At 62.9% G+C, this 26,142-nt stretch carries 21 protein-coding genes and 6 tRNA genes; 25 read left to right on the forward strand and 2 right to left on the reverse strand.

The features are described from left to right. Nucleotides 1-43: 43 nt before the first annotated feature. The 22 genes from acs to mgtE all read left to right on the forward strand — a co-directional run bounded on the left by acs (nucleotide 44) and on the right by mgtE (nucleotide 21,805). Nucleotides 44-2,005 (forward strand): acetate--CoA ligase, encoded by a 1,962-nt coding sequence (gene acs / locus DFS21_RS15880; RefSeq protein ID WP_038706576.1) that lies wholly within the window; start codon nucleotides 44-46, stop codon nucleotides 2,003-2,005. Between the two features lie 522 nt (nucleotides 2,006-2,527). Then, the gene (locus tag DFS21_RS15885) at nucleotides 2,528-3,313 is read left to right on the forward strand and encodes an ABC transporter substrate-binding protein (protein WP_050706738.1); all 786 of its coding nucleotides are present in this window, start codon (nucleotides 2,528-2,530) and stop codon (nucleotides 3,311-3,313) included. Nucleotides 3,314-3,403: 90 nt separating this feature from the next. Then, entirely contained in the window at nucleotides 3,404-4,093 is a 690-nt protein-coding gene (locus DFS21_RS15890; RefSeq protein WP_023630944.1) for an ABC transporter permease, read from the forward strand. Continuing rightward, entirely contained in the window at nucleotides 4,090-4,788 is a 699-nt protein-coding gene (locus DFS21_RS15895) for an ABC transporter permease (protein ID WP_110702356.1), read from the forward strand. Before DFS21_RS15890 ends, DFS21_RS15895 begins: the two co-directional genes overlap by 4 nt. Nucleotides 4,789-4,810: 22 nt before the next feature. Then, entirely contained in the window at nucleotides 4,811-5,575 is a 765-nt protein-coding gene (locus DFS21_RS15900; RefSeq protein ID WP_023630946.1) for an ABC transporter ATP-binding protein, read from the forward strand. Nucleotides 5,576-5,677: 102 nt separating this feature from the next. Beyond that, the gene (gene argR, locus DFS21_RS15905; RefSeq protein WP_110702358.1) at nucleotides 5,678-6,658 is read left to right on the forward strand and encodes a transcriptional regulator ArgR; all 981 of its coding nucleotides are present in this window, start codon (nucleotides 5,678-5,680) and stop codon (nucleotides 6,656-6,658) included. A gap of 327 nt (nucleotides 6,659-6,985) precedes the next feature. Next, on the forward strand, nucleotides 6,986-8,206 hold the full coding sequence (locus DFS21_RS15915) for an aspartate aminotransferase family protein (RefSeq protein ID WP_110702360.1): 1,221 nt from the start codon (nucleotides 6,986-6,988) through the stop codon (nucleotides 8,204-8,206). Nucleotides 8,207-8,349: 143 nt separating this feature from the next. Continuing rightward, nucleotides 8,350-9,369 carry an arginine/ornithine succinyltransferase subunit alpha gene (gene aruF / locus DFS21_RS15920; RefSeq protein ID WP_102683091.1) on the forward strand — a complete coding sequence of 340 codons (1,020 nt, stop codon included), beginning with the start codon at nucleotides 8,350-8,352 and terminating at the stop codon, nucleotides 9,367-9,369. 55 nt (nucleotides 9,370-9,424) lie between these two features. Continuing rightward, nucleotides 9,425-10,453, forward strand: a complete 1,029-nt coding sequence (astA, locus tag DFS21_RS15925; RefSeq protein WP_046854623.1) for an arginine N-succinyltransferase — start codon at nucleotides 9,425-9,427, stop codon at nucleotides 10,451-10,453. Further along, nucleotides 10,454-11,917, forward strand: coding sequence for a succinylglutamate-semialdehyde dehydrogenase (gene astD / locus DFS21_RS15930; protein ID WP_110702364.1), 1,464 nt, complete (start codon nucleotides 10,454-10,456; stop codon nucleotides 11,915-11,917). 23 nt (nucleotides 11,918-11,940) lie between these two features. Continuing rightward, complete coding sequence (astB, locus tag DFS21_RS15935) at nucleotides 11,941-13,290, forward strand: N-succinylarginine dihydrolase (RefSeq protein WP_110702366.1); 1,350 nt, start codon at nucleotides 11,941-11,943, stop codon at nucleotides 13,288-13,290. Nucleotides 13,291-13,304: 14 nt separating this feature from the next. Beyond that, nucleotides 13,305-13,595: a hypothetical protein gene (locus DFS21_RS15940; RefSeq protein WP_011534960.1), complete on the forward strand. Its 291-nt coding sequence runs from the start codon at nucleotides 13,305-13,307 to the stop codon at nucleotides 13,593-13,595. Between the two features lie 10 nt (nucleotides 13,596-13,605). Next, a complete protein-coding gene (gene astE / locus DFS21_RS15945; protein WP_111532649.1) occupies nucleotides 13,606-14,613 on the forward strand; it encodes a succinylglutamate desuccinylase in 1,008 nt (335 codons plus the stop codon). Between the two features lie 303 nt (nucleotides 14,614-14,916). Beyond that, entirely contained in the window at nucleotides 14,917-17,541 is a 2,625-nt protein-coding gene (alaS, locus tag DFS21_RS15950) for an alanine--tRNA ligase (protein WP_146230438.1), read from the forward strand. A gap of 83 nt (nucleotides 17,542-17,624) precedes the next feature. Continuing rightward, complete coding sequence (locus DFS21_RS15955; protein WP_028691060.1) at nucleotides 17,625-18,860, forward strand: aspartate kinase; 1,236 nt, start codon at nucleotides 17,625-17,627, stop codon at nucleotides 18,858-18,860. Nucleotides 18,861-19,028: 168 nt separating this feature from the next. Continuing rightward, nucleotides 19,029-19,217, forward strand: coding sequence for a carbon storage regulator CsrA (gene csrA, locus DFS21_RS15960; protein ID WP_003254503.1), 189 nt, complete (start codon nucleotides 19,029-19,031; stop codon nucleotides 19,215-19,217). 72 nt (nucleotides 19,218-19,289) lie between these two features. Next, nucleotides 19,290-19,380, forward strand: a tRNA-Ser gene (locus DFS21_RS15965). A gap of 61 nt (nucleotides 19,381-19,441) precedes the next feature. Further along, nucleotides 19,442-19,518, forward strand: a tRNA-Arg gene (locus DFS21_RS15970). Between the two features lie 70 nt (nucleotides 19,519-19,588). After that, nucleotides 19,589-19,665, forward strand: a tRNA-Arg gene (locus tag DFS21_RS15975). A gap of 72 nt (nucleotides 19,666-19,737) precedes the next feature. Next, nucleotides 19,738-19,814 (forward strand) — tRNA-Arg (locus tag DFS21_RS15980). A gap of 70 nt (nucleotides 19,815-19,884) precedes the next feature. After that, nucleotides 19,885-19,961, forward strand: a tRNA-Arg gene (locus DFS21_RS15985). A gap of 401 nt (nucleotides 19,962-20,362) precedes the next feature. Then, the gene (mgtE, locus tag DFS21_RS15990; RefSeq protein ID WP_110702369.1) at nucleotides 20,363-21,805 is read left to right on the forward strand and encodes a magnesium transporter; all 1,443 of its coding nucleotides are present in this window, start codon (nucleotides 20,363-20,365) and stop codon (nucleotides 21,803-21,805) included. Nucleotides 21,806-21,870: 65 nt separating this feature from the next. Here the strand turns inward: mgtE and DFS21_RS15995 are convergent, their stop codons facing one another. After that, on the reverse strand, nucleotides 21,871-22,197 hold the full coding sequence (locus DFS21_RS15995; protein WP_003254499.1) for an Arc family DNA-binding protein: 327 nt from the start codon (nucleotides 22,195-22,197) through the stop codon (nucleotides 21,871-21,873). Between the two features lie 345 nt (nucleotides 22,198-22,542). On the opposite strand from DFS21_RS15995, the gene phnN reads away from it, so the two are divergent. Further along, on the forward strand, nucleotides 22,543-23,154 hold the full coding sequence (phnN, locus tag DFS21_RS16005) for a phosphonate metabolism protein/1,5-bisphosphokinase (PRPP-forming) PhnN (protein ID WP_110702371.1): 612 nt from the start codon (nucleotides 22,543-22,545) through the stop codon (nucleotides 23,152-23,154). Nucleotides 23,155-23,239: 85 nt separating this feature from the next. Continuing rightward, nucleotides 23,240-23,316 (forward strand) — tRNA-Arg (locus DFS21_RS16010). A 22-nt stretch (nucleotides 23,317-23,338) separates the two neighbouring features. On the opposite strand, the gene DFS21_RS16015 is transcribed toward DFS21_RS16010, so the two are convergent. Continuing rightward, nucleotides 23,339-24,541: a benzoate/H(+) symporter BenE family transporter gene (locus DFS21_RS16015; RefSeq protein ID WP_110702372.1), complete on the reverse strand. Its 1,203-nt coding sequence runs from the start codon at nucleotides 24,539-24,541 to the stop codon at nucleotides 23,339-23,341. A 186-nt stretch (nucleotides 24,542-24,727) separates the two neighbouring features. On the opposite strand from DFS21_RS16015, the gene DFS21_RS16020 reads away from it, so the two are divergent. Next, on the forward strand, nucleotides 24,728-26,131 hold the full coding sequence (locus tag DFS21_RS16020; RefSeq protein ID WP_111532650.1) for a PLP-dependent aminotransferase family protein: 1,404 nt from the start codon (nucleotides 24,728-24,730) through the stop codon (nucleotides 26,129-26,131). The last annotated feature ends 11 nt before the right edge of the window (nucleotides 26,132-26,142 follow it).

The following is a 26,142-nucleotide window of genomic DNA, read 5'->3' on the forward strand; positions in this document are numbered from 1 at the left end:
AACGCTTCCATACAAAAACAACTATTACACCGAGGTAACACAGATGAGTGCGGCTCCACTGTATCCCGTTCGTCCCGAGGTTGCGGCCAGTACCCTGACCGACGAGGCCACCTACAAGGCCATGTACCAGCAATCGGTGATCAACCCGGACGGCTTCTGGCGTGAGCAGGCCCAGCGTCTGGACTGGATCAAGCCCTTCACCAAGGTCAAGCAGACCTCCTTCGACGACCACCATGTCGATATCAAATGGTTTGCCGACGGCACTCTCAACGTTTCCTACAACTGCCTGGACCGCCACCTCGAAGAGCGCGGCGACCAGTTGGCGATCATCTGGGAAGGCGACGACCCTTCCGAGCATCGCAACATTACCTACCGTGAGCTCCACGAGCAGGTCTGCAAGTTCGCCAACGCCCTGCGTGGCCAGGACGTGCACCGCGGTGACGTGGTCACCATTTATATGCCGATGATCCCCGAGGCCGTGGTCGCCATGCTGGCCTGCGCGCGCATTGGCGCGATCCACTCGGTGGTGTTCGGCGGTTTCTCGCCCGAGGCGCTGGCCGGCCGCATCATCGACTGCAAGTCCAAGGTGGTGATCACCGCCGACGAAGGCCTGCGTGGTGGCCGCCGTACCCCGCTCAAGGCCAACGTCGACCTGGCCTTGACCAACCCTGAAACCAGCAGCGTGCAAAAGATCATCGTGTGCAAGCGCACCGGTGGCGACATCGCCTGGCACCAGCACCGCGACATCTGGTACGAAGACCTGATGAAGGTCGCCTCCAGCCACTGTGCGCCGAAAGAAATGGGTGCCGAAGAGGCGTTGTTCATCCTCTATACCTCCGGCTCCACCGGCAAGCCCAAGGGTGTGCTGCACACCACCGGCGGCTACCTGGTGTATGCCGCGCTGACCCACGAGCGCGTGTTCGACTACCGTCCGGGCGAAGTGTACTGGTGCACCGCCGACGTGGGTTGGGTCACCGGCCACAGCTACATCGTCTATGGCCCGCTGGCCAATGGTGCGACCACGTTGCTGTTCGAAGGCGTGCCGAACTACCCGGACATCACCCGCGTGTCGAAGATCGTCGACAAGCACAAGGTCAACATCCTCTACACCGCGCCGACCGCCATCCGCGCCATGATGGCCGAGGGCGAGGCGGCGGTCGCCGGCGCCGATGGCTCCAGCCTGCGCCTGCTGGGTTCGGTGGGCGAGCCGATCAACCCTGAAGCCTGGAATTGGTACTACAAGACTGTCGGCAAGGAGCGTTGCCCGATCGTCGACACCTGGTGGCAGACCGAGACCGGCGGCATTCTCATCAGTCCGTTGCCGGGCGCCACGGGGCTCAAACCGGGTTCGGCAACCCGTCCGTTCTTCGGCGTGGTACCGGCGCTGGTGGACAATCTGGGCAACCTGATCGACGGCGCCGCCGAGGGCAACCTGGTGATCCTCGATTCCTGGCCGGGCCAGTCGCGTTCGCTGTACGGCGACCACGACCGTTTCGTCGACACCTACTTCAAGACCTTCCGCGGCATGTACTTCACCGGTGACGGCGCCCGTCGCGACGAGGATGGCTACTACTGGATCACCGGTCGCGTGGATGACGTGCTCAACGTTTCCGGGCACCGCATGGGCACCGCCGAGATCGAGAGCGCGATGGTGGCGCATCCGAAGGTCGCCGAGGCGGCGGTGGTGGGCGTGCCGCACGATATCAAGGGGCAGGGCATCTATGTCTACGTCACCCTGAACGCCGGCGAGGAGTCGAACGAGCAGTTGCGCCTCGAGCTGAAGAACTGGGTGCGCAAGGAGATCGGCCCGATCGCTTCGCCGGACGTGATCCAGTGGGCGCCTGGGCTGCCGAAGACCCGCTCGGGCAAGATCATGCGCCGCATCCTGCGCAAGATCGCCACTGGCGAGTACGACGCGCTGGGCGATATCTCCACCCTGGCCGATCCAGGGGTGGTGCAGCACCTGATCGACACCCATAAGGCGATGAGCCTGGCTTCGGCCTGAGCGTCGCGGGGCTGCCTTGCAGCCCCGGTGATCCTGAAACCATGACAAAGCCCCGCCGGCACCCGGCGGGGTTTTTGCTTTACTGATGCAAACTGTTACTCCGACATTCATCGGTAACCGTCGCTGTCACCGATTTCGCCCAAATGCGGGGCTTGTGGAAACATCTGCGTGCCAAATGAGTGCATTCTGCGGGCATTTCGTGCAGGGTCGCACGCTGCGCTTGCCGGAATACAAGGCTTTGCCAATAATGGGCCCGCTTATTGCTTTGGGTATAGGTTATTTCTCTTTTGCTCTTGCATATCTCGCAGGAGCTGTCAATATCGCCCGCCGCGGTTCCTGGCGCTTCTGTAATTAGTTGTCGCTTTGAAGAAATATCGACCACCGGGCTGTCGCTAGAATGCCACTCACTCGCTCGTGGTCTGCGACCTTGGTCGAAACCTGCGCGGCTCGCGTTGTACCCATTCGCATATCGGGCAGCCGTTACAACTGCCTTGTATTGCCCCGTACCGATGGAGTTACCTGATGAAGAAGCTCGCACTGCTTGGCGCCCTGGCGCTTTCCGTGTTTTCCCTGGTATCGCAGGCCGATGAGAAGCCGTTGAAGATCGGTATCGAGGCCGCCTACCCTCCCTTCGCCTTCAAGCAGCCCGATGGCAGCCTCGCCGGCTTCGACTACGACATCGGCAACGCCCTGTGCGAACAAATGAAAGCCAAGTGCACCTGGGTCGAGCAGGAGTTCGACGGCCTGATCCCGGCACTGAAAGTGCGCAAGATCGACGCCATCCTGTCGTCCATGTCGATCACCGACGACCGCAAGAAGTCGGTCGACTTCACCAAGCGCTACTACCTGACCCCGGCGCGCCTGGTGATGAAGGAAGGCACCGCCGTCAGCGACAGCCTGGCTGAGCTCAAGGGCAAGAAGATCGGCGTGCAGCGCGGTTCGATCCACGACCGTTTCGCCAAGGAAGTCCTGGCTCCGCAAGGCGCCACCGTGGTGCCCTACGGCACCCAGAACGAAATCTACCTGGACGTCGCCGCCGGCCGCCTGGACGGCACCGTGGCCGACGCCACCCTGCTCGAGGACGGCTTCCTGAAGACCGATGCCGGCAAGGGCTTTGCCTTCGTCGGTCCGGCCTTCACTGACACCAAGTACTTCGGTGATGGCGTCGGTATCGCCGTGCGCAAGGGCGACACCGCCAACGCCGAGCGCATCAACGCCGCCATCGACGCGATCCGCGCCAACGGCAAGTACAAAGAGATCGAGAAGAAGTACTTCAACTTCGACATCTACGGTCCAGACTCGAAGTAACCATCGAGTTTCACCTGTGCAATGGTGCAAACAGCAGAATCTCTGAGGTTTGCACCATTTTTCATTCCCAAGCCCTGAGGAATCCGAATCATGTTGAAAGGCTATGGGGCAGTCATCCTCGACGGGGCGTGGCTGACGCTGCAGCTCGCCTTGTCGTCGATGGCCCTGGCCATCGTCCTCGGCCTGATCGGCGTGGCGCTGCGTTTGTCGCCGGTGCGCTGGTTGGCCTGGCTGGGGGACCTGTACTCCACGGTGATCCGTGGCATCCCTGACCTGGTCCTGATCCTGCTGATCTTCTATGGCGGCCAGGACATCCTCAACCGGGTGGCGCCGCTGCTCGGCTATGACGACTATATTGACCTCAATCCCCTGGTCGCCGGCATCGGCACGCTGGGCTTCATCTTTGGCGCGTACCTGTCGGAAACCTTCCGCGGTGCCTTCCTCGGTATCCCCAAGGGCCAGGCAGAGGCGGGCGCCGCCTACGGCATGAGCGGTGTCCAGGTGTTCTTCCGCATCATGGTGCCGCAGATGATCCGCCTGGCGATCCCGGGCTTCACCAACAACTGGCTGGTGCTGACCAAGGCGACCGCGCTGATTTCGGTGGTCGGCCTGCAAGACATGATGTTCAAGGCCAAGCAGGCGGCGGACGCCACCCGCGAACCCTTCACCTTCTTCCTCGCGGTGGCGGCGTTGTACCTGGTACTGACCAGTGTCTCGCTGCTGGCGCTGAAGTATCTCGAGAAGCGCTACTCGGTGGGCGTCAAGGCGGCTGAACTATGATCTTCGACTACAACGTCATCTGGGAAGCCATGCCGCTGTACCTGGGCGGTCTGCTGACCACCCTCAAGCTGCTGTCGCTGTCGCTCCTGTTCGGCTTGCTGGCGGCCATCCCGCTGGGCCTGATGCGCGTCTCGAAACAGCCGCTGGTGAACATGAGCGCCTGGCTGTACACCTACGTGATCCGCGGCACGCCGATGCTGGTGCAGCTGTTCCTGATCTACTACGGCCTGGCCCAGTTCGAGGCGGTGCGCGAGAGCATCTTCTGGCCTTGGCTGTCCAGCGCGACGTTCTGCGCCTGCCTGGCCTTCGCCGTGAACACCAGCGCCTACACCGCCGAGATCATTGCCGGCAGCCTCAAGGCCACGCCCCATGGCGAGATCGAGGCGGCCAAGGCCATCGGCATGTCGCGCATGAAGATGTACCGCCGCATCCTGCTGCCGTCGGCGCTGCGCCGGGCGCTGCCGCAGTACAGCAACGAAGTGATCATGATGCTGCAGACCACCAGCCTGGCGTCGATCGTCACCCTGATCGACATCACCGGTGCCGCGCGCACGGTCAACGCCCAGTACTACCTGCCTTTCGAGGCCTACATCACGGCGGGCGTGTTCTACCTGTGCCTGACCTTCATCCTCGTGCGCCTGTTCAAGATGGCCGAACGCCGCTGGCTCGGTTACCTGGCGCCGCGCAAGCACTGACCGCTCTGTGAGATCCGACAGTATGTACAAACTCCAAATCCAAGACCTGCACAAGCGCTACGGCAGCCATGAGGTGCTCAAGGGCGTCTCCCTCGAAGCCAAGGCAGGCGACGTGATCAGCATCATCGGCTCCAGCGGTTCGGGTAAATCGACCTTCCTGCGCTGCATCAACCTGCTGGAGCAGCCGCACGCGGGCAAGATCCTGCTCAACAACGAAGAGCTCAAGCTGGTTGCCGGCAAGGACGGCGCGCTCAAGGCCGCCGATCCGAAACAGCTGCAGCGCATGCGTTCGCGCCTGTCGATGGTGTTCCAGCACTTCAACCTGTGGTCGCACATGACTGCGCTGGAAAACGTCATCGAGGCGCCGGTGCACGTGCTGGGCGTCAACAAGAAGGAAGCGCTGGAGAAGGCCGAGCACTACCTGGCCAAGGTCGGTGTGTCCCACCGCAAGGACGCTTTCCCCGGGCACATGTCCGGTGGCGAGCAGCAGCGTGTGGCCATTGCCCGCGCCCTGGCCATGGAGCCGGAGGTGATGCTGTTCGACGAGCCGACTTCGGCGCTGGATCCGGAGCTGGTGGGCGATGTGCTCAAGGTCATGCAATCGCTGGCCCAGGAAGGCCGCACCATGGTCGTGGTCACCCATGAGATGGGCTTTGCCCGTGAGGTTTCCAACCAGCTGGTGTTCCTGCACAAGGGCCTGGTGGAAGAGCGGGGCTGCCCGCGTGAAGTGCTGGTCAATCCGCAGTCGGAGCGCCTCAAGCAGTTCCTTTCCGGCAGCCTGAAGTAAAGGCTGCACTTTTGCACCATGATGGGGCATGCTGCGCAACGCACGCAGCATGCCCCGGCGCCACAAGCGCGACCCTCCTTTTCAGGTTTCGGACCACGCCCTATGACCACCCAGCGAATCGGATTTCTCATCTGGCCCAGCACCAAGCCGCTGACCCTGGCGCTGGCCGAAGAGGTGTTGCAGGTTGCCCAGCGGGTGCATCCGGACGTGGTCTACACAATGTCCTACCTGCAGGCCGAGGCCGGGCAGGAGGGCGCCTGGCGCCTGCCGGGCGAAGCGTGGGCCGGCCGCCTGGAGGGCTATCACAAGCTGTTCCTGCTGGCTGATGAACCGCCGGTGGCGATCGGTTCGGCATTGTCCGCCGCGCTCAAACAGTTGGCGCGCAGCGGTTGCATGATCGGCGGCTTGTCGGCCGGGGTTTATCCGCTGGCGGCGCTGGGCCTGCTCGACGGCTACCGCGCTGCGGTGCATTGGCGCTGGCAGGATGATTTTGCCGAGCGCTTCCCCAAGGTGATCGCCACCAGCCATCTGTTCGACTGGGATCGTGATCGCCTGACTGCCTGCGGCGGCATGGCGGTGACCGACCTGCTGCTGGCGGTGCTCGCCCGGGACCATGGGGCGGAACTGGCCGGCGCGGTGTCGGAAGAGCTGGTGGTCGAGCGCATTCGCGAAGGTGGCGAGCGCCAGCGTATTCCACTGCAGAACCGCCTGGGCTCCAGCCATCCCAAGCTCACCCAGGCGGTGCTGCTGATGGAGGCCAACATCGAAGAGCCGCTGACCACCGACGAAATCGCCCAGCACGTGTGCGTTTCCCGCCGCCAGCTGGAGCGTATCTTCAAGCAGTACCTTAATCGCGTGCCTAGCCAGTACTACCTGGAGCTGCGCCTGAACAAGGCGCGGCAGATGCTGATGCAGACCAGCAAGTCGATCATCCAGATCGGCTTGTCCTGCGGCTTCTCTTCCGGGCCACATTTCTCCAGCGCGTACCGCAATTTCTTCGGCGCCACACCGCGCGAAGACCGTAATCAGCGACGTAACAGCAGCCCGTTCGAGCTGAGTTCGGCACCGGCCGAGCGCGGCTGAAGATCTCCCTTCCAGCGAAGGCACTAGCGTGGGCAAGCCCGCTCCTGCGCAGTGTATTGCTGGTGGGAACGGGCTTGCCCCGCGATGCGGTTTGTACATGTGAACACCCGTTCACCCAATTCTCACCGAGCATCTCCCCGCCACCCTCTGCTGCCGTTACACTGCGCGATTGCGACACTGTTTGTCGCATTGCCGAAAACCGCGTGAAAACTCGGTTTGGCGCTGTAACAAGTTGTCGCCTGGCAGCAAGGACAGGCGCCGATCAGTCCTTACAATCCCTTCATCGCTCGCCACTTCCAGGCCAGCGTTCCTCTTCAGGAGACTCAGATGTCCGTTGAGCAAGCCCCGGTGCAACGTGCCGATTTCGACCAGGTCATGGTCCCCAACTACTCCCCGGCGGCCTTCATTCCTGTGCGAGGCGAGGGCTCCCGAGTATGGGACCAGTCCGGGCGCGAGCTGATCGACTTTGCTGGCGGCATCGCAGTCAACGCCCTGGGTCACTGCCATCCGGCGCTGGTCAAGGCGCTGACCGAGCAGGCCAATACCCTCTGGCATGTCTCCAACGTGTTCACCAACGAGCCGGCTCTGCGCCTGGCGCACAAGCTGGTGGACGCGACCTTTGCCGAGCGCGCGTTCTTCTGCAACTCCGGCGCCGAAGCCAACGAGGCCGCCTTCAAGCTTGCCCGCCGTGTCGCTCATGACCGCTTCGGTCCCGAGAAGCACGAAATCATCGCCACTGTGAACAGCTTCCACGGTCGCACCCTGTTCACCGTCAGCGTCGGTGGCCAGCCCAAGTACTCCGACGGCTTCGGGCCGAAGATCACCGGCATCAGCCATGTGCCGTACAACGACCTGGAAGCGTTGAAGGCGCAGATTTCCGACAAGACCTGCGCCGTGGTCATCGAGCCGATCCAGGGCGAGAGTGGTGTGGTGCCGGCCGACAAGGCCTACCTGGAAGGCGCGCGCAGGCTGTGCGACGAACACAACGCGCTGTTGATCTTTGATGAAGTGCAGACCGGCGTCGGCCGCACCGGCTCGCTGTATGCCTATCAGCACTACGGCGTCACCCCGGATATTCTGACCAGTGCCAAGAGCCTGGGCGGTGGCTTCCCGATCGGTGCCATGCTGACCACCAGCGACCTGGCCAAGCACCTGGCCGTAGGCACCCACGGCACCACCTACGGCGGCAACCCGCTGGCCTGTGCCGTCGCCTGCGCCGTGCTCGATGTGGTCAACACCCCGGAAACCCTGGCGGGTATCAAGGCCAAGCACGAACGCTTCAAGACCCGCCTGGAGAAGATCGGCCAGGAAACCGGCCTGTTCACCCTGGTGCGCGGCGTCGGCCTGCTGATCGGCTGCGTGCTCAGTGACGCCTGGAAGGGCAAGGCCAAGGACATCCTCAACGCCGCCGAGAAGGAAGGCGTGATGGTCCTGCAGGCAGGTCCCGATGTCGTGCGCTTCGCCCCGAGCCTGGTGGTCGAGGACAGCGATATCGATGAAGGCCTGGAGCGCTTCGAGCGCGCTGTGCGCAAACTGACCCAGGGCTGATCCTGCGGTGCTGCTGTCGCCGGCCTCGAGCGAGGCCGGCGATACCTGATTCCAGTGCGGGCACCTGCTTGCAGGTAGTGGCGCGTGCCCGCCGTTTTTTCGTGCCGAGGTGATCGGCCCGCTTTCCCGAAAGGAGTGACACCATGCTGGTGATGCGCCCCGCGCAAATGGCTGATCTGAACGAAGTGCAGCGCATGGCTGCCGACAGCCCCATTGGTGTCACCTCGCTGCCGGACGACGCTGGGCGTCTGGGCGACAAGATCGCCGCGTCGGAAACCTCTTTCGCCGCCGAGGTCAGCTTCAACGGTGAGGAGAGCTACTTCTTCGTGCTCGAGGACAGCGCCACCGGCAAGCTGGTCGGCTGCTCGGCCATCGTCGCCTCGGCCGGCTACTCCGAGCCGTTCTACAGCTTCCGCAACGAGACCTTCGTACACGCCTCCCGCGAGCTGAAGATCCACAACAAGATCCACGTCCTGTCGCTGTGCCACGACCTCACCGGCAACAGCCTGCTGACCAGCTTCTACGTGGTGCCGGAGCTGGTGACCAGCGCCTTCGCCGAGCTCAACTCGCGTGGCCGCCTGCTGTTCATGGCCTCGCACCCGGAGCGCTTCGCCGAGTCAGTGGTGACCGAGATCGTCGGTTACAGTGACGAACAGGGCGAGTCACCGTTCTGGGACGCCATCGGCCGCAACTTCTTCGACCTCAACTACGCCGACGCCGAGCGCCTGTGTGGCCTGAAGAGCCGCACCTTCCTCGCCGAACTGATGCCGCACTATCCGATCTACGTGCCGCTGCTGGCCGACGAGGCACAGGAGGCCATGGGCCAGGTGCACCCGCGGGCGCAGATCACCTTCGACATCCTCATGCGCGAAGGCTTCGAGACCGAGCACTACATCGACATCTTCGACGGCGGCCCGACCCTGCACGCCCGCGCCTCGGGCATCCGCTCCATCGCCCAGAGCCGGGTGGTGCCGGTCAAGCTCGACGAGTCGCCGGTCAAGGGCGGCCGTCCGTACCTGGTGTGCAACGGCCAGTTGCAGGATTACCGCGCCGTGCTGCTGGAACTGGACTGGGTTCCGGGCAAGCCGGTCAACCTCAGCGGCGAAGCCGCCGAGGCCCTGGGTGTCGGCGAGGGCGCCAGCGTGCGCCTGGTCGCGGTCTGAAACGCCGCAACAGAGAGTTTCGCGGCAGGCACAGACCGCCGCACAAGGAGATTGCATGATCGTTCGTCCTGTACGCAGCAGCGATTTACCCGCGCTGATCGAGTTGGCCCGCAGCACCGGCACCACCGGGCTGACCACGCTGCCCGCCAACGAGGAGCGCCTCGGCCAGCGCGTCGGCTGGGCCGAGAAGAGCTTTCGCGGCGAAGCCGAGCGCGGCGACACCGACTACTTGTTCGTGCTGGAGAACGACGAGGGCCTGGTGGTCGGCATCAGCGCCATCGCCGGCGCCGTCGGCCTGCGCGAGCCCTGGTACAACTACCGGGTCGGCCTGACCGTCAGTGCCTCCCAGGAATTGAACATCTACCGCGAGATCCCCACGCTGTTCCTGGCCAACGATCTGACCGGCAACTCCGAGTTGTGTTCGCTGTTCCTGCGCAGCGATTACCGCAGCGGGCTCAATGGGCGTCTGCTGTCCAAGGCGCGCATGCTGTTCATCGCCGAGTTCCCGCAGCTGTTCGGCAACAAGATCATCGCCGAGATGCGCGGCATGTCCGACGAGGCGGGTCGTTCGCCATTCTGGGAAAGCCTGGGCCGGCACTTCTTCAAGATGGAGTTCAGCCAGGCCGACTACCTCACCGGCGTGGGCAACAAGTCGTTCATCGCCGAGCTGATGCCCAAATTCCCGCTGTACACCTGCTTCCTCTCGGAAGCGGCGCGCAACGTCATCGGCCGCGTGCACGCCGATACCGAGCCGGCGTTGGCCATGCTCAAGCGCGAAGGTTTCAACTACCAGGGCTACGTCGACATCTTCGATGCGGGCCCTGCCATCGAATGCGAGACCTCGAAGATTCGCGCCGTGCGTGACAGCGAGACCCTGGTGCTGGCCGTTGGTACGCCAGGCGACGACGCCACCCCTTTCATCATCCACAACCGCAAGCGCGAAGACTGCCGCATCACGGCCGCGCCGGCGCGCCTGGCCGCAGGCACCCTGGTGGTCGATCCGCAGACCGCCAAGCGCCTGCGCCTGGGCGCCGGCGACAACGTGCGCGCCGTGCCACTGTCCGCCGGTCGGGAGGCCCAGTAAATGAATACGCATTACATTGCCGGCCAATGGCTGGCTGGCCAGGGCGAAGCCCTGCAGTCGCTCAACCCCGTCACCCAGGCGGTGATCTGGCAAGGGCAGGGCGCCGATGCTGCACAGGTAGAGAATGCCGTGCAGGCTGCCCGCCAGGCATTCCCCGGCTGGGCATCGCTGAGCCTGGATGCGCGTATTGGCGTGCTGGAGGCCTTCGCCGAGAAGCTCAAGGCCAATGCCGAGGCGCTGTCGCGCTGCATTGGCGAGGAAACCGGCAAGCCACTGTGGGAATCGGCCACCGAAGTCACCAGCATGGTCAACAAGGTCGCCATCTCGGTACAGAGCTACCGCGAGCGTACTGGCGAGAAGAGCGGTCCGCTGGCCGACGCCACTGCCGTGCTGCGCCACAAGCCCCATGGCGTGGTGGCGGTATTCGGCCCGTACAACTTCCCCGGCCACCTGCCCAACGGCCATATCGTTCCGGCGCTGCTGGCCGGCAACTGCGTGGTGTTCAAACCCAGTGAGCTGACCCCCAAGGTTGCCGAGCTGACGGTCCAGTGCTGGATCGAGGCCGGGTTGCCGGCTGGTGTGCTCAACCTGGTCCAGGGCGCCCGTGACACCGGCGTGGCGCTGGCCGCCAACCCGGGTATCGACGGCTTGTTCTTCACCGGTTCCAGCCGTACCGGCAACCTGCTGCACCAGCAGTTCGCCGGCCGCCCGGACAAGATCCTGGCCCTGGAGATGGGCGGCAACAACCCGCTGGTGGTTGACGAGGTCAAGGACCTGGATGCCGCGGTGTACACCATCATCCAGTCGGCCTTCATCTCCGCCGGACAGCGTTGCACCTGTGCCCGCCGCCTGCTGGTGCCGCAGGGCGCTTGGGGTGATGCGCTGATCCGGCGTCTGGTCGAGGTGAGTCGCAGCATCAGTGTCGGTGCATTCGACCAGCAGCCCGCGCCCTTTATGGGGTCGGTGATTTCGCTGCAGGCGGCCCGCGCTCTGCTGGCGGCCCAGGCCGAACTGCTCGGCAAGGGCGCCGTGGCGTTGCTGGAGATGACCCAGCCGCAGGCTGACGCCGCCTTGCTCACCCCCGGCATCATCGACGTCACTGCGGTGGCCGGGCGCCCGGACGAGGAGTTCTTCGGCCCATTGTTGCAGGTGATCCGCTACACCGATTTCGATGCGGCAATCGAGGAAGCCAACGATACCCAGTACGGCCTGGCCGCTGGCCTGTTATCGGATTCCAACGCCCGCTACCAGCACTTCTGGCTGCGCAGTCGCGCCGGCATCGTCAACTGGAACAAGCAACTGACCGGCGCCGCCAGCAGCGCGCCGTTCGGTGGCGTCGGTGCCAGCGGCAACCACCGCGCCAGCGCCTACTACGCGGCGGACTACTGCGCCTACCCCGTGGCTTCGCTGGAGACCGCGAATCTCGTACTGCCGGCGACCCTGACGCCGGGCGTCACCCTATAACAACAGGTCTCGGAGCCTTGCCGATGAAATCCTTTGAAGTGAATTTTGATGGCCTGGTGGGGCCGACCCACAACTACGGCGGCCTGTCCTACGGCAACGTGGCCTCGCAGAGCAACAGCCAGCAGGGTTCCAGCCCGCGTGAGGCGGCGCGCCAGGGCCTGGCGAAAATGAAGGCGCTGATGGAAATGGGCTTCAAGCAGGGCGTGCTGGCCCCGCAGGAGCGCCCGGACGTGGCCGCATTGCGTCGCCTCGGTTTCACCGGCAACGACGCCGAAGTGATCCAGCGTGCCGCCAAGGAGGCCATGCCGCTGCTGGTTGCCAGCTGTTCGGCGTCTAGCATGTGGGTGGCCAACGCCGCCACTGTCAGCCCTAGTGCCGACACTGCGGACGGTCGTGTGCACTTCACCGCCGCCAACCTGAACTGCAAGTACCATCGCAGCATCGAGCACCCGACTACCAGCCGGGTGCTCGGCGCCATGTTCAACGATGACAAGCACTTCGCTCACCACCAGGCCTTGCCGGCCGTGGCGCAGTTCGGTGACGAAGGCGCGGCGAACCATACGCGTTTCTGCCGTGCCTATGGCGAAGCAGGTGTCGAGTTCTTCGTCTACGGCCGTAGCGCCTTCGACAACCGCTACCCAGCACCGCAGAAGTACCCGGCGCGCCAGACTCTGGAGGCTTCCCAGGCTGTCGCCCGCCTGCATGGGTTGAGCGCTGACGGCGTGGTCTACGCTCAACAGAACCCGGCAGTGATCGACCAGGGCGTGTTCCACAACGACGTGATCTCGGTAGGCAACGGCGAGGTGCTGTTCTACCACGAGGACGCCTTCCTCGAGACCGATGCGGTGCTTGGCCAACTGCAGGCTAAACTGGCCAGCAAGGGTGGCCGATTCCAGGGTATCTGCGTGCCGCGCGCGGCGGTGACGGTCGAGGACGCGGTGCGTTCCTACCTGTTCAACAGCCAGTTGCTAAGCCGCGAAGACGGCTCGATGCTGCTGGTGGTGCCGGAAGAGTGCCGCAACAACGATCGCGTCTGGGCGTATCTGGGGCAACTGACCAGCCAGGGCGGCCCGGTGACGGAGGTCAAGGTGTTCGACCTCAAGCAGAGCATGCAGAACGGCGGTGGTCCGGCTTGCCTGCGGCTGCGCGTGGCGTTGAAGGAAAACGAACTGGCGGCGGTCAACCAAGGCGTTATCATGACCGCCCCGCTGTACGACACCCTGGTGCAATGGGTCGACAAGCACTACCGCGATCGCCTCGGCGAGGCGGACCTGGCCGACCCGCAGTTGCTGGTGGAATGCCGCACGGCACTGGATGAACTGACCCAGATCCTCAAGCTGGGTTCGGTCTATCCGTTCCAACGCCAACCTTGAAGAGAGAAATTGCAATGTCCGACGCCCTGCGCCTGATCCTGGAAGATGAAGACGGCACCCAGCTGGAAACCTCGTGCACCCGTTTTGCCGTGGTCTGGCAAGGCAAGGAAGTGTGGATCCAGCAGGACGGCCGCGGCCAGCTGCTGATCGGCGTCGATGTCGAGGAAGACGACACCGAGTACGCCAACCTGCTGCTGCGCCCGATGGCCACCAACCTGGTCAGCCTGCAACTGGAAATGGAACCGGCCGATGTCGCCGGTGACGACGACCACGTCCATGGCCCGGACTGCGGCCACCACCACTAAGGAAGCGCCTATGCTCGCCCTTGGCAAACTGCTTGAGCTGACCCTGACCGATCACGAACCGGCCGAGAAGACCCAAGTGACCACCCGGGGCGTGCGTTTGCGCTGGCTGGGGGAGGGTGCGCTGGAAGTGCGCCCGCCCGAAGGTGAGGATTGCGGGCTCGACCTGCTGCTGTCGGCCGGTATCCATGGCAACGAGACAGCGCCGATCGAGTTGCTCGAAAGGCTGCTGCACGGTGTAGCCAACGGCAAGATCAAGCCGCGTGCGCGGGTGCTGTTCCTGTTCGGCAACCCAGCGGCGATCCGCAAGGGTGAGCGCTTCATCGAGCAGGACATCAACCGCCTGTTCAATGGCCGCCACGAACTTTCCAGTGGCTTCGAGGCGCTGCGCGCCGCCGAACTCGAACAGTTCGCCCGGGTGTTCTTCAGCAAGTCCGAGCGCACCCGCCTGCACTACGACCTGCATACCGCCATTCGTGGGTCCAAGATCGAGCAGTTCGCGCTGTACCCCTACAAGGAGGGGCGCCTGCACTCTCGTCGAGAGCTGGCGCGTCTGGCAGCGGCCGGCATGCAGGCGGTACTGCTGCAGAGCAAGTCGTCGATCACCTTCAGCGCCTTCACCTATGAGCAGCTCGATGCCGAAGCCTTTACCCTGGAGCTCGGCAAGGCACGGCCGTTCGGGCAGAACGAGGAGGTCAATCTCGACAGGCTCGAAGCGCGTCTGATCCAGCTCATCGAAAATACCGAACCGGTAACCGAGCAGTCCCTGGATGGCCTCAAGCTGTTCAGTGTCGCCCGCGAGATCATCAAGCACAGCGACAGTTTCCGCCTGCACCTGCCGGCGGACATCGAGAACTTCTCCGAGCTGAAAAAGGGCGATCTGCTGGCTGAGGACCTGGCCGAGATGCGTTGGGTGGTGGAGGAGGAGGGCGCACGGATCATCTTCCCCAACCCCAAGGTAAAGAACGGGCTGCGCGCCGGCATTCTGATCGTCCCGGATTCGGGGCAACGCCTGGCCTGATTCCCTTAGGCGCGGGGCAAGCCCGCGCCTGCGATTTTGGATCCCTTCGGTGATGAAATTCTTTTAATTCACCAACCTGTTAATTTTCCCTGTCCCGGGACCGTAATTGGCTTGCCAGTAGCGAAACGCTGGCGATAGCATCGCGGTCATGCCGTTTTCAATTGCTTTAGCCCTGCAAGCCGTCCAATCGACGGTTTCTATCGCATAAACACACTGCACCGAGACTGCAGGACCGATATAATGCGGCCCTTTGCCGTCGTTTCGTCGATTCGACGTGTGGCCGCCGTTTCCGTGGAAGAACCTATGAAAAGCGCAGAAATCCGTGAAGCCTTCCTCCGCTTCTTCGAAGAGCAGGGACATACTCGCGTTGCCTCCAGCTCCCTGATCCCGGGCAATGACCCGACCCTGCTGTTCACCAACGCCGGCATGAACCAGTTCAAGGACTGCTTCCTCGGCCAGGAAAAGCGCGCCTACACCCGCGCCGTGAGCAGCCAGAAGTGCGTGCGCGCCGGTGGCAAGCACAACGACCTGGAAAACGTCGGCTACACCGCCCGCCACCATACGTTCTTCGAGATGCTGGGCAACTTCAGCTTCGGCGACTATTTCAAGCGCGACGCGATCACCTTCGCCTGGACCTTCCTGACCTCGGACAAGTGGCTGAACCTGCCCAAGGAAAAGCTGTGGGTCACCGTCTACGCCAGCGACGACGAAGCCTACGACATCTGGACCAAGGAAGTCGGCGTCCCCGCCGAGCGCATGGTGCGCATCGGCGACAACAAGGGCGCTCCATACGCCTCCGACAATTTCTGGACCATGGGTGATACCGGCCCGTGCGGCCCGTGTACCGAGATCTTCTACGACCACGGCGCTGATATCTGGGGCGGCCCACCCGGCTCGCCGGAAGAAGACGGCGACCGCTACATCGAGATCTGGAACAACGTCTTCATGCAGTTCAACCGCACCGCCGACGGCGTCCTGCACCCGCTGCCCGCCCCGTCGGTGGACACCGGCATGGGCCTGGAGCGCATCAGTGCGGTGATGCAGCACGTGCACTCGAACTACGAGATCGACCTGTTCCAGAGCCTGCTGGCCGCCGCCGCCGAAGCCATCGGCTGCAGCAACGATGACCAGCCATCGCTGAAAGTGGTCGCCGACCATATCCGTTCCTGCGGCTTCCTGATTGCCGACGGTGTGTTGCCTTCCAACGAAGGCCGTGGCTACGTGCTGCGCCGCATCATTCGCCGCGCCTGCCGCCACGGCAACAAGCTGGGCGCCAAGGGCAGCTTCTTCCACAAGATCGTCGCCGCCCTGGTCGCCGAGATGGGCGAAGCCTTCGCTGAGCTGAAGAGCCAGCAGGCACACATCGAGCGCGTGCTCAAGACCGAGGAAGAGCAGTTCGCCAAGACCCTCGAGCAGGGCCTGCGCATCCTCGAGCAGGACCTGGCCCAGCTGCAGGGTAAGGTCGTCCCGGGCGACGTGGTGTTCAAGCTGTACGACACCTACGGCTTCCCCATGGACCTGACCGCCGACATCGCCCGCGAGCGCGAGCTGACCATCGACGAAGCCGGCTTCGAGCGTGAAATGGAAGCCCAGCGCGAGCGTGCCCGTTCCGCCAGCGCCTTCGGCATGGACTACAACAGCCTGGTCAAGGTCGACACCGCCACCGACTTCCTCGGCTACGACACCACCGAAGGGCAGGGCAAGATCATCGCCCTGTACAAGGATGGCCAGTCGGTCGACCAGTTGGGCGAAGGCGAGGAGGGCGTGGTCGTGCTCGACCGCACGCCTTTCTATGCCGAGTCCGGCGGCCAGGTCGGCGACAGCGGCTACCTGCAGGCCGGCGCCGCGCGCTTCGACGTGCGCGATACCACCAAGACCGGTGGTGCCTTCCTGCACCACGGCGTGGTCGCCAGCGGTGCACTGGTCATCGGCTCGCCGGTCGAGGCCAAGGTCGATGCCGAGGTGCAGCACGCCACCTCGCTGAACCACTCGGCCACTCACCTGTTGCACGAAGCGTTGCGCCAGGTGCTGGGCGATCACGTGCAGCAGAAGGGCTCGCTGGTCGACAGCCAGCGCCTGCGTTTCGACTTCAGCCACTTCGAGGCGGTCAAGCCAGAGCAGATCAAGGCCCTGGAAGACATCGTCAACCGCGAAGTGCGCAGGAACACTCCGGTCGAGACCGAGCTGACCGATATCGAAACCGCCAAGGCCAAAGGGGCTATGGCGCTGTTCGGTGAGAAATATGGCGACACCGTGCGCGTGCTGAGCATGGGTGGTAATTTCTCCGTCGAGCTGTGCGGCGGCATCCATGCCAAGCGCACTGGCGACATCAGCCTGTTCAAGATCATCAGCGAAGGCGGCGTGGCCTCTGGCGTGCGCCGTATCGAAGCGGTCACCGGCGCCGCCGCGCTGGCCTACCTGAACGCTGCTGAAGAGCAGGTCAAGGAAGCCGCGCAGCTGGTCAAGGGCAACCGCGACAACCTGATCGACAAGCTGTCGGCTGTGCTCGAGCGCAACCGCCAGCTGGAAAAGCAGCTCGAGCAGCTGCAGGCCAAGGCCGCCAGCGCCGCCGGGGACGATCTCTCCAATGCGGCCGTTGAGGTCAAGGGTGCCAAGGTCCTCGCCGCCCGCCTGGATGGGCAGGATGGCAAGGCCCTGCTGGCGCTCGTCGATCAGCTGAAGAACAAGCTCGGCCATGCAGTGATCCTGCTGGGCAGCGAGCATGAGGGCAAGGTCGTGCTGGTGGCTGGCGTGACCAAGGACCTCTCCAGCCAACTCAAGGCTGGCGATCTGATGAAACAAGCCGCTGCGGCGGTCGGTGGCAAGGGCGGTGGTCGCCCTGACATGGCCCAGGGTGGTGGCGTCGACGTCGCCGCGCTGGACAAGGCCCTGGCCCTGGCAGTGCCGTTCGCCGAGCAGGGACTTTGAGATGAGGCGGCCGGCGGTCTAGTCGCCGGCCGTTTCATGTTGGATTGTTTTTTGGGGCCCTTTAGGGCTGAGGCACCTTTGAAATGGCGTTGATCGTACAGAAATTTGGCGGTACCTCTGTCGGTTCCATCGAGCGGATCGAGCAGGTTGCCGACAAGGTCAAGAAATTCCGCGAGCAAGGCACCGACCTGGTGGTCGTGCTGTCGGCGATGAGCGGGGAAACCAATCGCCTGATCGACCTGGCGAAGCAGATCACCGACAAGCCCGAACCCCGCGAGCTGGACGTGATCGTCTCGACCGGCGAGCAGGTCACCATCGCCCTGTTGTCCATGGCCCTGATGAAGCGCGGCGTGCCGGCGGTGTCCTACACCGGCAACCAGGTGCGCATCCTCACCGACAGCGCCCACAACAAGGCGCGCATCCTGCAGATCGACGACCAGAAGATCCGCGCCGACCTCAAGGCCGGCCGTGTCGTGGTGGTCGCCGGCTTCCAGGGTGTCGATGAGCACGGCAACATCACCACCCTCGGTCGTGGCGGTTCCGACACCACCGGCGTGGCCCTGGCGGCGGCCCTGAAGGCCGACGAGTGCCAGATCTACACCGATGTCGACGGCGTCTACACCACCGACCCGCGTGTCGTGCCCCAGGCCCAACGCCTGGAGAAGATCACCTTCGAGGAGATGCTGGAAATGGCCAGCCTCGGCTCCAAGGTGCTGCAGATCCGCTCGGTGGAGTTCGCCGGCAAGTACAACGTCCCGCTGCGCGTGCTGCACAGCTTCAAGGAGGGTCCGGGTACCCTCATTACCATCGATGAAGAGGAATCCATGGAACAGCCGATCATTTCCGGTATCGCCTTCAACCGTGATGAGGCCAAGCTGACCATTCGTGGCGTCCCGGACACCCCAGGCGTTGCCTTCAAGATCCTCGGCCCGATCAGCGCCGCGAACATCGAAGTCGATATGATCGTGCAGAACGTTTCGCACGATAACACCACCGACTTCACCTTCACCGTGCACCGCAACGAGTACGAGAAGGCGCTGAGCGTGCTGGAGAACACCGCCCGCGAAATTGGCGCGCGTGAAGTGATCGGCGACACCAAGATCGCCAAGGTGTCCATCGTCGGCGTCGGCATGCGCTCCCATGCGGGTGTCGCCAGCCGCATGTTCGAAGCCCTGGCCAAGGAGAGCATCAACATCCAGATGATCTCCACCTCCGAGATCAAGGTCTCGGTGGTGATCGAAGAGAAGTACCTGGAGCTGGCTGTACGCGCGCTGCATACCGCGTTCGAGCTTGATGCTCCCGCCCGACAGGGTGAGTAAGACGCTGCCTGGAGGGGCGCGGCTTGCCGCGCCCTTCGCGTTTCTGGCCGCTGCTGGTGTCCCTGTCCAGGCGCCTGTGGTGGTCGATTCGGGTCTGCGCCGTCGTCCCCGGCCAGGCCCTGCTTATCAAAGACTGTTGTCCCTGAAGATTCATGTGAGGAGAAAACTATGCTGATTCTGACTCGTCGGTGCGCCGAGAGCCTGATCATTGGTGACGGTGAGATCACCGTGACGGTCCTGGGTGTCAAAGGCAACCAGGTGCGTATCGGCGTGAGCGCGCCGAAAGAAGTGGCCGTTCACCGCGAGGAAATCTACCTGCGGATCAAGAAAGAGAAGGACGAGGAGCCAAGCCTTTAATTCTTTTGAAGTTTTTTTCAAAAAAAGGGTTGCAAACGAGGAAGGGTGTGTTTAATATTCGCCTCGTGTTGCGGTGAGGTGGCCGAGTGGCCGAAGGCGCTCCCCTGCTAAGGGAGTATACCTCATAAGGGTATCGGGGGTTCGAATCCCCCCTTCACCGCCATTATTCGCTCGGGTCGCTATAAACGAGTAAAAACGTTTGAACGACCCAGGCAGCAAGACACGGACTCATAGCTCAGCTGGATAGAGTACTCGGCTACGAACCGAGCGGTCGCAGGTTCGAATCCTGCTGAGTCCGCCACTTTTGAAGTGGCTTTGTTTGCAAGGCTGCTTTGAAATACCAGTGGTAACCTGGTCTAAAACTACCCCACGGACTCATAGCTCAGCTGGATAGAGTACTCGGCTACGAACCGAGCGGTCGCAGGTTCGAATCCTGCTGAGTCCGCCACTTTTGAAGTGGTTTTGCTTGCAAAGGCACTTCAACAAGCCAGTGGTAACCTGGCCTAAAACTACCAACCACGGACTCATAGCTCAGCTGGATAGAGTACTCGGCTACGAACCGAGCGGTCGCAGGTTCGAATCCTGCTGAGTCCGCCACTTCTGAAGTGGCCTTGCTTGCAAGGCCACCTCGAACAACCAGTGGTAATCTGGTCTAAAACTACCCCACGGACTCATAGCTCAGCTGGATAGAGTACTCGGCTACGAACCGAGCGGTCGCAGGTTCGAATCCTGCTGAGTCCGCCATACATCAAGAAGCCCGCTCATTTGAGCGGGCTTTTTGTTTTTCCGTATGCGCTGAATTGTCGCAGATGTCCATCTAAGCTACTGCTATAGGCGATCCGTGCAGGTATCTGCAGCTGTAGATCGGGTCGACACAAAACGAATGTGCTTTTAACGCCAGACCAACCGTCGCACTGATGGCTTCGAGCGTTGTCACAGCTTTGGCGCGCAAACGATTGTTCTAGCCAAAAATTTAAGCGATCCGACAGCTTGCACAGTGTATGATTGCGCCCGTCAGCCCCGCCGGGGCTTGTGGAATACCACCATGGACTTACCCAGTAGTTACTCGCTAACACGCTTCATACAGACAGATCTGACCGATTGATTCTCCCGGCGTGCTCCGCTGCTGGGAGTGGAGTTCGCCTATGACCGAAATCGAAGTAAAGAAAACCCAAGACAGCCTGCAGGATCGCCTGGCCCAGGTGATCGAACTGTTGCAGCGCCAGCGGGTGGTCGAGGACCTGACGCACCGTCAGGAAGGTCATCACCATGACCTGGTGGAAAACCTGGTCCACCGCCAGAACCTGGTTGAGCTGCAGCGCAGGCTCGACGACCTGCACCCCGCCGACATCGCCTACATCCTCGAAGCCCTGCCACTGGACGATCGCCTGACGGTCTGGCAGCTGGTGCGCTCCGACCGTGACGGCGACATCCTGCTTGAAGTCTCCGATGCCGTGCGCCAGACCCTGATCGCCGACATGGACGATCACGAGTTGCTGGCGGCCGCCAAGGAGATGGACGCCGACGAACTCGCCGACCTGGCTCCGGAATTGCCCCGCGACGTCGTTCATGAGCTCATGGAGAGCCTCGATGCCCAGCAGCGCGAGCGTGTGCGCTCGGCCCTGAGCTACGACGAGGAGCAGGTCGGTGCATTGATGGACTTCGAGATGGTCACTATCCGCGAAGATGTCAGCCTCGAAGTGGTATTGCGCTACCTGCGCCGGCTCAAAGAGCTGCCAGGGCACACCGACAAGCTGTTCGTGGTCGATTACGACGGTATTCTCAAGGGCGTGCTGCCCATCAAGCGGTTGTTGGTCAACGACCCGGATAAGAAAGTCGCGGAGGTCATGGCCAATGACCCGGTGACCTTTCACCCCGAGGAAGATGCCTACGACGCGGCTCAGGCCTTTGAGCGATACGACCTGGTATCCGCTCCGGTGGTGGACAAGAAAGAGCGCTTGATCGGCCGCCTGACCATCGATGAAATGGTCGACCTGATCCGTGAGGAAAGTGAGAGCGAAGTGCTCAACATGGCCGGTCTGCGCGAAGAGGAAGACATCTTCGCCTCGGTCTGGCGCTCGCTGCGCAACCGTTGGGCGTGGCTGGCCATCAACCTGATCACCGCGTTTGTAGCGTCTCGGGTGATCGGCCTGTTCGAAGGCTCCATCGAGAAGCTGGTGGCCCTGGCGGCATTGATGCCGATCGTGGCCGGTATCGGCGGTAACTCCGGCAACCAGACCATCACCATGATCGTTCGCGCCATGGCGCTGGACCAGGTGTCACCAGGCAACACCAGCCGCCTGATGCGCAAGGAGCTGGCGGTATCGTTGATCAATGGCCTGGTCTGGGGCGGTGTGATCGGGGTGGTGGCGTTCTGGCTGTACGGCAGCTGGTCGCTGGGGTTGGTCATGACCGCCGCGATGACCTTGAACCTGTTGCTGGCAGCGCTGATGGGGGTATTGATCCCGATGACGCTGACGCGCCTGGGTCGAGATCCGGCAATGGGGTCGAGCGTGATGATCACTGCAGTGACCGACAGTGGTGGATTCTTCATCTTCCTCGGCCTGGCAACGCTGTTCCTGATGTAGGTCGACGGAACGCCAGAAACAAGAAAGCCAGCTTACGCTGGCTTTTTTGTGTGCGCTTGGCAGGATCAGGACGCGTCGGCGGCCATTTCCACATCGTGGGCGATGAGGGCGACCAGCGCATTCTGCTGGCGGTGGGACAGCTGGCGGAAGCGTTGCAACAGTTCGCGTTCGTGAAGGCTGAGCTCTGGGCTGTCCAGGCGCATGCTCAGCTCGTCACCCAGAGCGCCTTCCTGGATAAGGCTCTGCTCCAGGCGGGCGATGATCTCGGAGTTCATGCTGCGGTGATGGTTGCGCGCTACCTCGGCAATGCGCTCACGCATCCCGTCTGGCAGGCGGACGACAAACTTGTCAGCGGTGCGGCTGGAGTAGATAGCCTGTTTCATTGGGCGCATATAAATTGACCGGTTGTTCTGGTTCAGGGGAGCGGTTCTCAAATTGGCCGCACGGTGGAAGTACGACCGCGGCGACGACAAAATGTTCAACCGTGATGTGATTTTGGTTCTTCATCTTGCCTCATGATCGCCGTTTCCTTGGCGTCAATTCTGTGACAAATAGTGATCTCGATAAAGGCTTTTTGCCAGTACCAATTATCAGAAATGAGCACTGGTTTGAAAAGTTTCACATTCATCGAATTGCATGGGTGTCAGACAAATGCCGTCAAAATCTGGTAAAAGACAGCAAAGGTTCAGGGAAAATCATTAAATGCGCTGGTTTCCCATACATTGAGCATAGTGGCTATGCAATATGACGCAAGCGGTGGGGCGGCCTCAAGGGGACGCCTGATATTCCTCATGGGACCGTCTGGTTCAGGAAAAGATTCCCTGCTTGAGGCGGCCCGTGAGCGATTGTTCGTCCAGGGGGTCGAAATCGCCCGGCGGGTCATCACGCGTTCGGCCGAAGCCAAGGGCGAAGCGGCGCATGGCGTGAGCGCCGAACGTTTCGAGGCCATGCGCGAAGCGGGGGCCTTTGCGTTGGACTGGCAGGCCAATGGCTTGCGCTACGGCATCCCTGTGCAGCTGGATGCATGGCTGGCTGCGGGGCGCTCGGTACTGGTCAACGGTTCGCGGGCGTACCTGCCAATCGCCCGGCAGTGTTATCCCGATCTGGTGGCTGTGGGGCTGGTCGTTTCGCCGCAGGTGCTGCGCCAGCGCTTGCTGGCCCGGGGAAGAGAAAGCACCGAGCAGATCGAGCAACGCCTGGCCCGCAATTCCAGGCTGCAGGCCTACGATCCCGGCGTGCATGTCGTGGACAATTCCGGGCCTTTGGACGGTGCGGTCGAGGCCTTGGTCGATCTGTTGCGCGCCGAGGGCATTATCGCCGACACGCAGGGGAAAAGACCAAGTGCATAATGCCCGATTGATACATGACAAATGCGCACATGCTGGTTAACATGCTCGCCGTCCCTGCCGCGCAGCGTCTGTTGTCGGCCTCTGTGTCTCAGTAGCTCAATTGGATAGAGCATCCCCCTCCTAAGGGGAAGGTTGCAGGTTCAAATCCTGCCTGGGACGCCATCTCTTTCCAATTCTCCTTTGTTTACCTTGCCTGGATGCCTTCCCGGGGCTGTCGAGTCGTTTGTCTGTGGCTCAGGGCGAGGTGTGCAGCCAGCCCGAAGATTAGCCCCCAGAATGCGGCGCCAAGGCCGAGCAAGCTCATCCCAGAGGCGGTGACCAGGAAGGTGATCAGCGCCGGTTCCCGTTGTTTTTCGTCACTCATGGCGCCCACCAGGCCGTTGGCGATGGCGCCGAACAGTGCCAGGCCGGCGAGGGCGGCTATCAGTTCCCTCGGCAGGGCGGAGAACACCGAGGCCAAGGTGGCGCCGAAGCTGCCCATCAGCAGATAGAAGGCACCGCAGGCCATGCCGGCCATATAGCGCTTGTCCGGGTTCTCGTGGGCTTCGCGACCGGTGCAGATGGCCGCTGTGATCGCCGCCAGGTTGACGCCGTGACAGCCGAATGGTGCCAGCAGCAGCGAACCCAGGGCGGTGACCGAGACGATCGGGCGTGCCGGTACCTGGTAGCCGGAGGTGCGCAGCACGGCGATACCGGGCACCGATTGGCCGGTGAGCGACACCAGCGCCAAGGGCAGGCCGATATTGACAATGGCCTGCCAGCTCCACTGCGGGCTGGTCCAGGTGGGGACGGTCATTTCCAGCACCAGCGCCTGGGTGTCCAACTGCCCCAGGCCGGCGGCGAGGCCGCAGCCGACGATCAGCACCGAAAGAATCGCGTAGCGCGGCGACAGGCGCTTGAACAGCAGGTAGCTCGCCAGCATCGACAGCACCAGCACGGGCTGCAGGCGGATCGAGCTGAACAGCTCGGCGCCGAAGCGGAACAGGATTCCGGCCAGCATCGCCGCGGCGATGGCCTTTGGCAGGCGATTCATCAGCTTGTCGAAGGCGCCGCTCAGGGCGATCACCGCGATCAGCAGCGAGGCGACGATATAGGCGCCCACCGCTTGAGCCAGTGACACGCTCGGCAGCATCGATACCAGCAGCGCCGCGCCGGGCGTGGACCAGGCGGTGATCACCGGTACTCGCAGTTTCCAGCTCAGCAGCAGGCCGGTCAGGCCGCTGCCGATGGAAATGGCCCAGATCCAAGATGCGGTCGCTTCATTGCCCAGGCCGGCTTGGTCGGCGGCCTGGAACACGATGATCAAGGGGCCGGCGTAGGAGATGATCACGGCGATCAGGCCGGCGACCAGGGCGGAGAGGGAAAAATCCTTTCTGAGATTATCCATGGCGAGTCCAGGTGAGTTTATTGATTCGATTGATTCGATTCAAATTGAATCTATACGGTAACGTGGCCTAAATTCAAGTGGGGCAGCTCTCACGCGGGTGCTGTTCACAACTTGAATCGCTCGGAGGATCGACTCAAGTCGGTCTGTGTGTTCAAATTTCAATCATTTAAGCCCGGTAGCCGTCTCATGTGGGTTCCACGGATCAGCGAAAGTAATCAGCCTGTCTACCTGACCATCGCCGATGCGCTGGCGCACGATATCGCCAGTGGCGTGCTGCGACGTGGCGAGCGCTTGCCGACGCTACGCGAACTGGCGCAGGCACTGGACGTTACGCCAGGCACCATCAGCCGCGCCTACACCGAGGCGTCGCGGCGCGGCCTGACCCAGGGCGAAGTGGGCCGCGGCACCTACGTTCTTGACCGGATCGCCGACACGGGCGAGGCCCCTGCCGTTACCCGCGCGACCTCCGCCGCAGCGCCCATTGCCCGCAGCGAAGTGCTCGACCTGTCGATCATCAAGCCCTACGGCGAAACCCTGCAGTACTGGTTGCGCAATGCGCTGACCGAACTGGCCAATACCACGCGGCTGGAGCAGGTGCTGGACTACGCCCCCGACGGCGGCCATCCGGCGCATCGCGAGGCGGGCGCGCAATGGTTGCGGCAGTGGTTGCCGGGTGCGCAGTGGCAGCAGGTGGTCATCACCAGCGGCGCCCAGCACGGGCTGATGGTGGCGATCAGCGCCTTGACCGCGGCGGGCGATCTGGTGCTGTGCGAGTCGCTGTGCTACCCGGGTATCATCTCCGTGGCTCACGGCCTGGGACGCCGCCTGCATGGTGTGCCGATGGACGAGCAGGGCATCCTCCCCGAGGCGTTGCGCGAGATCTGCCAGCGCGAGCGGCCAGCCATGCTGGTGTGCGTGGCAACCTGCCAGAATCCGACCACGGCAATCATGTCCAACGAGCGCCGTGCCCAGATCGCGGCGCTGGCGGAGGAGTTCGACTTCCTGTTGCTGGACGACGACATCTACGGCTTCCTCGCCACCGACCCACAGGCCCGGCCGCTGGCGACTTTTGCGCCGGAGCGTTCGATCTACCTCACCAGCCTGTCCAAGTCCGTCATGCCGGCGTTGCGCATCGGCTACCTGTACAGCCCGCCGAAACTGCTGTCGCGGCTGACTGCCATGGTACGCAGCACGGTATGGATGCCTTCGCCGTTGACCGCGCAACTGGCCAGCCATGTGATCGGCGAAGGGCTGGACAACCAACTGATCCGCATGCACCGCGCCGAGGCTGCGGCACGCCAAGCCATCGCCCGTGAAGTCTTCACCGATGCGTCGTTGCAAAGCCAGCCGCACAGCTACCACCTTTGGCTCAACTTGCCTGAGCCATGGCGCAGCGACGAGTTCGCGATGCTGGCGAGAGCCAATGGCGTGGCGGTCATGAGCGCCAGCCAGTTCCAGGTGGAGCGCACGGGCGATCCGCGTGGCGTGCGGGTCGTGCTGATGTCGCCGACCAGCCGGGAGGAGTTGCGCTTCGCCCTGACCCAGTTGGCCAGCCTGCTCGAGTCAGGGGATCCGAAACGCTTCTACTGAACCGGGGACAA

Origin of the sequence: Pseudomonas sp. 2848, from assembly GCF_003253945.1 — a bacterium.
Taxonomy (GTDB): Bacteria; Pseudomonadota; Gammaproteobacteria; order Pseudomonadales; family Pseudomonadaceae; genus Aquipseudomonas.